The organism is Flavicella sp. (genome assembly GCF_029238425.1).
In the GTDB taxonomy this organism is placed as follows: domain Bacteria; phylum Bacteroidota; class Bacteroidia; order Flavobacteriales; family Flavobacteriaceae; genus Flavicella.
On record NZ_JAQWGB010000050.1, the window covers coordinates 1 to 6251 of the forward strand.

General features: G+C 32.4%; 7 protein-coding genes. 2 read left to right on the forward strand and 5 right to left on the reverse strand.

Annotated features, from left to right (window positions below; all coding sequences use genetic code 11):
* From P8H68_RS03240 to P8H68_RS03260, 5 genes are all read right to left on the reverse strand, one after another.
* Window positions 1-514: hypothetical protein (locus P8H68_RS03240; RefSeq protein ID WP_300321533.1), on the reverse strand; the 514-nt coding region annotated here is incomplete at its 3' end.
* A 146-nt stretch (window positions 515-660) separates the two neighbouring features.
* Window positions 661-1560 carry a DUF3078 domain-containing protein gene (locus tag P8H68_RS03245; protein ID WP_300321536.1) on the reverse strand — a complete coding sequence of 300 codons (900 nt, stop codon included), beginning with the start codon at window positions 1558-1560 and terminating at the stop codon, window positions 661-663.
* Window positions 1561-1591: 31 nt separating this feature from the next.
* Window positions 1592-2098, reverse strand: a complete 507-nt coding sequence (locus tag P8H68_RS03250) for a DUF2480 family protein (RefSeq protein WP_300321539.1) — start codon at window positions 2096-2098, stop codon at window positions 1592-1594.
* 13 nt (window positions 2099-2111) lie between these two features.
* The gene (locus tag P8H68_RS03255) at window positions 2112-2432 is read right to left on the reverse strand and encodes a DUF59 domain-containing protein (RefSeq protein ID WP_300321542.1); all 321 of its coding nucleotides are present in this window, start codon (window positions 2430-2432) and stop codon (window positions 2112-2114) included.
* 78 nt (window positions 2433-2510) lie between these two features.
* A complete protein-coding gene (locus P8H68_RS03260; RefSeq protein ID WP_300321545.1) occupies window positions 2511-2936 on the reverse strand; it encodes a SufE family protein in 426 nt (141 codons plus the stop codon).
* A gap of 98 nt (window positions 2937-3034) precedes the next feature.
* Between P8H68_RS03260 and P8H68_RS03265 the strand changes: the two genes are divergently transcribed.
* Together P8H68_RS03265 and P8H68_RS03270 are read left to right on the forward strand one after the other, a co-directional pair.
* Window positions 3035-3970: a PfkB family carbohydrate kinase gene (locus P8H68_RS03265; protein ID WP_300321548.1), complete on the forward strand. Its 936-nt coding sequence runs from the start codon at window positions 3035-3037 to the stop codon at window positions 3968-3970.
* Window positions 3971-4021: 51 nt separating this feature from the next.
* Window positions 4022-5917 (forward strand): amidophosphoribosyltransferase, encoded by a 1896-nt coding sequence (locus P8H68_RS03270; protein WP_300321551.1) that lies wholly within the window; start codon window positions 4022-4024, stop codon window positions 5915-5917.
* The last annotated feature ends 334 nt before the right edge of the window (window positions 5918-6251 follow it).

Here is a 6251-nt window from a genome sequence, read left to right on the forward strand (position 1 = left end):
TGTAGCTTAAATCTTTTTCAAATTTATAGAAATTAACATTAGAGGTTCTTTTAGTAACAGTTATTAAATATAACAGATTGTTGTGGCTGATACTTTGAATTATGGATTCGTTTTTTAACTTTAATTCAAGAGGTTTGGCATTCCATTTTTTATTATCATAATCGATGGTGACAGATAAAAATTTAGTGGATTTTTCGTTCGATAAAAGAACACGGTATACATTATTGTCAATAGTGTATCCCTTTAAAACTTTGAACTTTTTGGAGATTTCAGGAATCATTAATGAGTCCTGGATGTTTAAATTAGTGTCAAGTAGATAGGTGTGAAACTTTTTGTAATCTTCAATAAATAATAAAGTTTGATGCGTTTCACTATTTGTTATGGAGGTTGAATGTTTTTCTTCAAGTTTTGAGGATTCATAAGGTATGTCTAATACCAGAGTTTTATGTTGTGCGTTAATTAGTCCAATAAAGGATATAAATAAGAAGAAAATTATTTTGAAGTTCTTTTTCATTGAATATAGTTTGAGAAATTTTGCGAGCAAAACTACTCTTTTTATGATGGTTTTTTTGTTTTTTGTGGAAAACAAAGTCTCCTATTAAAAAAAAATAGCCTTCTAAATTTAGAAGGCTATTTTTTATTTTGATAAATAATATTGTCTTAGAAATTATAACTAATTCCAACTCCAAAAGTTTGTCTTACTTGTAATGCACTATAAGCATTATCATCATATACCGTTTGAACTGTTAAGTTAGTAGAGAAAACATCGTTGATTTTCATTACTAAATTCATCGTATAATCAAAATCTACGTTTTGAGGCTTGTCAATATAGTCAGAGAATACTGTCAATATGTTTTCCATGTTGATGTTTTTCATCAGGTCTACTCTATAGTAACCACGCATGTTCAAACCAAATTCGTAACGCATACTTTCTCCTGGTTTTACACCAAAAGTTTCAACATCATCACTTGAATCAAAGACTCCGGTATCTTCGTTAAATGTAAAAACTTCACCCGTTAAAAATGTGAATTTAGAAGTAATAGGTGCGATATTTAAAGAAAGATTATCACTTTTTTTCCAGAAAAAACCGGGACCAAAACTTAAATAACCAGGTTTCATAAACCCTGAGGTTGGGAAGTTTTTGTTTTCTCCTAAAAAGTCATCGGTGTAATCATTTCCATCAACAAATTGAGTTTTGAAGTTGTTAAAAAATGAAACATTCCAATATTTAGAAATTTGCTTACCTAAAATTGAGTTCAATTCTAGTCTGTCATCTGTCTTTTTAGTGTCTTCTCCTTCAATGGCATTCACACCCAAACTAGCAATTAATTTGTTGTCAAATACCCATCCGTTTTTAGAATAGTTGAAATCGTAGTTTAAACTAACATTTCCAGAAAAGGCGTTGTCCCCTCCCGGTTGCCAGTTAGAAAATGAAGATTGGTTCATTAAAAAACTGATTTTTCCAGTAGTTTTCCAATTGCTTTCTTTTTCAGATTCTTTTTCTTGAGCAAATAAAATTGTGCTTGTTAGGAAAGCAGCAAAGAGTAATACTTTTTTCATAATTAGGTTTTTAAAAGTTTCAAAGATACTGTTATTTAGGTTTTTTGTATAATGGAACAGTGGAACAGGCTTCCCCATACATCACAGAATTTGCAATTGGTAGTATTTTTTCAATCAATTGCGTATATGCACTTGCGGGTATCGGTTTATTGGCACAGCCTTTTATGATAACGGGTCTGTTTTCAATACCGCTAATGTCAAAATTTTGGATAATTTCTTGGTAGATAGTCGTTTCTAAAAGAGTCAGGTTACCCACAACTATTTTTTTTGCAAAAGGTACTGCTTTGGTCGTGATTAACAAATAGGCCCATGAGGGAATAATTGCATCCACAGAGCAAGTCAAGGCAATATAGGAATTTTGTAGTGTACTCCAGTCAAAAGCCTCAATAGACTCTCTAAAGTCCTTTTCTTTCAAGATAAGCTCTTGAAAAAGCCATTGTTTTATATCAAACAACACGCGTTCTCCAGCAGGATAATAATCTTCTAGATCAATAGTAACTAATTTACTATTGGCAACTTTATTTACAATTTCTCCCATTGTTAGTATTGGCTTATAAAAAACCTAGTTCTAATTTAGCTTCCTCACTCATCATATCTTGCGTCCAAGTAGGGTCGAAAGTAATTTCTACTTCAGCACTGTCAATTTCTTCTAATTGCTCTACTTTGTTTTCTACTTCTTTAGGAAGTGTTTCAGCAACGGGACAGTTTGGTGATGTTAAAGTCATTAAAATCTTAGCTTCTTTATGATCGTTTACCATTACGTCATAAATCAAACCTAATTCGTATATGTCTACTGGGATTTCTGGATCAAAAATTGTTTTCAATACCTGAACAATTTTTTCTCCTATATCTGTAATTTGAGATTCTTCCATCTTAATTGTGTTTTATTTTCTGTTGACAAAGATACTAATTATAGTTCTCAGTGCTTTGTTCGTATTTGTTACTAAACCTTACGAGTTTGATTTGCTTTGAAATGCCAAGGCATACAATTTAATTTGTTTGATCATTGAAACCAAACCATTCGCTCTTGTTGGAGATAAATGTTCTTTTAATTCTATTTGATCAATAAAAGACATGTCGGCATGGATGATATCTTCAGGTTTTTGATCGTTAAAAACACGTAAAAGAAGTCCAACAATACCCGCAGTAAGGATAGCATCACTCTCTGCAGTAAAAAATAAAGTGTCATTTTTCAATTCAGAATGCAACCAAACTTTAGACTGACAACCTTTAATTAAATTCTCATCTACTTTAAATGCTTCATCTATAATAGGTAATGATTTTCCAAGATCAATTATGTGTTCATAACGCTCCATCCAATCCTCAAACATAGAAAACTCATCAATAATTTCTTCTTGTATTTCTTTGATAGTCATATTTTAAACTTATTTTTGCAAAGTTATTGAATCACGCTGAGGTTTAAAGAATTTTATAGAAAAGATTCTAACTTTTTAAAAGACTAAAAATTAAGTAAATGAGTAAATTATTGATTGTTGGTACGGTTGCATTTGATGCAATTCAAACGCCTTTTGGTAAAACTGATAAAATTTTAGGAGGAGCTGCAACATACATCGGATTGTCTGCTGCAAATTTTAATGTAAACTCAGGAATCGTATCTGTAGTTGGAGGAGATTTTCCTCAAGAGTACTTAGATATGTTGAACGACAAGAAAGTAGATACTACAGGTATTGAAATCGTGAAGGAAGGAAAAACTTTTTTTTGGTCAGGAAAGTATCATAATGATATGAATACAAGAGACACTTTGGCGACAGAGCTAAATGTGTTAGAAAACTTTAATCCTGTGGTGCCAGAAAATTTCAAAGATGCTGGAATTGTAATGTTAGGAAACTTGCATCCTCTTGTTCAAAATGCAGTTTTAGAGCAAATGGCAGAGAAACCAAAATTAGTTGTTTTAGATACGATGAACTTTTGGATGGATATCGCAATGCCAGAATTGAAAGCAGTTATTAAAAAGGTGGATGTGATTACTATCAATGATGAAGAAGCACGTCAGTTAAGTGGAGAATATTCTTTGTTAGTAGCAGCTGAAAAAATCCAAGCAATGGGTCCTAAATATGTCGTGATTAAAAAAGGAGAACATGGAGCTTTATTGTTTCATAAAGATCAGGTTTTCTTTGCTCCGGCTTTACCATTAGAGGAAGTGTACGATCCAACAGGAGCAGGAGATACTTTTGCGGGTGGTTTTTCTGGATACTTAGCAAAAACGGATGATGTATCTTTTGCAAACATGAAAAATGCATTGATTCATGGTTCTAATTTGGCTTCTTTTTGTGTTGAGAAATTTGGTACAGAGCGTATGCAAAATGTCACAGAAACAGAAATTAACGAACGTTTGTTAAGTTTTAGAAATTTGACAAAGTATGAAATGGAAATTCCTTCAAAAAAATAAATAATTAGTACAAACGGAAGTTAGTCAATAACTCCAAAAGAGAATTTTATTATGAGTGATGCTATTAAACATGAATGTGGAATCGCAATGGTTCGTTTGTTAAAACCACTTGAGTTTTACAAAGAAAAATATGGATCTGCATTTTACGGAATTAACAAGATGTACTTGTTGATGGAAAAGCAACACAACCGTGGACAGGATGGTGCTGGTTTTGCAAGTTTAAAATTTAATGCGAGTCCTGGTGCTCGTTATATAAGTAGGGTAAGATCGAATCAATCTCAACCTATTCAAGATATTTTCGGTCAAATTAATGATCGTTTGAATCAAGGTTTGGTTGAAAACCCTGATAAAGTCGATGATGTTGCTTGGCAAGAAGAAAATTTACCTTACATCGGGAATTTATTTTTAGGACATGTACGTTATGGTACATCTGGAGGAAATAGTATTGAAAATGTGCATCCATTTTTACGTCAAAGTAACTGGAGACATAAAAACTTAATTGTTGCAGGTAACTTTAATATGACTAATTCTTCTCAGTTGTTAGAGGAATTGATTGAGCTTGGACAACATCCAAAAGAGAATACCGATACGGTTACGGTTATGGAAAAAATTGGACACTTTTTAGATAATGAAGTGGAGAGTTTGTACCAAGATATGAAAGGTGGCGTGAGCAAAAAAGATGCTTCTCCGTTAATTGCAGAACGAATTGATATTCAAAGAATTTTAAAAAGAGCAACCAAAAGTTTTGATGGTGGTTATGCAATGGCCGGTTTGTTAGGTCATGGTGATGCTTTTGTAATGAGAGATCCTGCGGGAATTAGACCTGCCTTTTATTACCAAGATGATGAGGTTTTGGTTGTAGCTTCTGAGCGTCCAGTGATTCAAACCGTATTTAATGTTCCTTTAGAATCTGTAAAGGAATTGGATAGAGGACATGCTATTATAGCTAAGAAATCTGGTAAAATTACAGTAGCTCCAATTTTGGATCAGCTACCAAAAAAATCATGTTCTTTTGAACGTATTTATTTCTCTCGAGGAAGTGATGCTGATATTTATACCGAGCGTAAAAATTTAGGAAAAATCGTATTTCCTGAAATTTTGAAAAAGATTGATAATAATATTTCAGATACTGTTTTTTCTTATATTCCAAATACCGCTGAAACATCGTTCTATGGAATGAGAGAAGCGGCTGAAGATTTTTTAAATCAACAGAAGTTATCTAAAATTTTAAAAGGGAAAAGAGAAATTTCAAAAGAGAAATTAAACGAAATTTTATCGGAAAGACCTCGTGTTGAGAAGATTGCTGTGAAGGATGTGAAATTGAGAACCTTTATTGCTGATGATAATAGTCGTGATGACTTGGTAGAGCATGTTTATGATATCACTTACGGAGTTGTAAAGAAGAACGACAATCTTGTTATCATTGATGATAGTATTGTAAGAGGGACAACTTTGAAAAAGAGTATTATTAAGATTTTAGATAGGTTGAGTCCTAAGAAAATTGTAATTGTTTCTTCTGCTCCACAAATTAGATATCCAGATTGTTACGGAATTGATATGGCTAAAATTGGTGATTTTATCGCGTTTAGAGCTGCGCTGGAGTTGTTGAAAGATACAGACCAATATCATATTGTCACAGATGTGTACAAGAAATGTATGAAGCAAAGAGTGAAAGAAGATGCTGGAATTGAGAATTTTGTAAAAGAAATATATGCTCCATTTACAGCAGTTCAAATTTCTGATAAGATTGCTGAGATGCTAAAAACATCTGCAGTAAAAGCAGATGTAGAAGTGATTTTCCAAACACTAGAAGGTTTACATGAAGCTTGTCCTGATCACACAGGAGATTGGTACTTCAGTGGAGACTATCCTACAAATGGAGGTAAAAGAGTCGTAAATGAGGCTTTTATCAATTTCTATGAAGGAAAAAATAAGCGAGCTTATTAAAAAAATATAATTAGCCGATAACAAGCCTCTTATGTCATTCATAAGAGGTTTTTTTATTAATAAATGTTAAGGTTTTAATAATAGTTAACATATTGTGCATTAATGTGTTAACTATTGTTTAGTGATGAGCTCTATTTTGTAAGTTCTGTGTCGTGATTACTACTTTTGTATTAGCTAAGTAGTTGTGATGAAGAAATTTACGTACATATTATCCATTTTGTGTTTGGTTTTTATAAACCAGCAATATGCACAAACAATTCTTTTAGATGAAGATTTTTCTGGAGGCACTTTACCTTCGGGATGGTCAAATATTGATAATGGTAGTAGTCCGGCC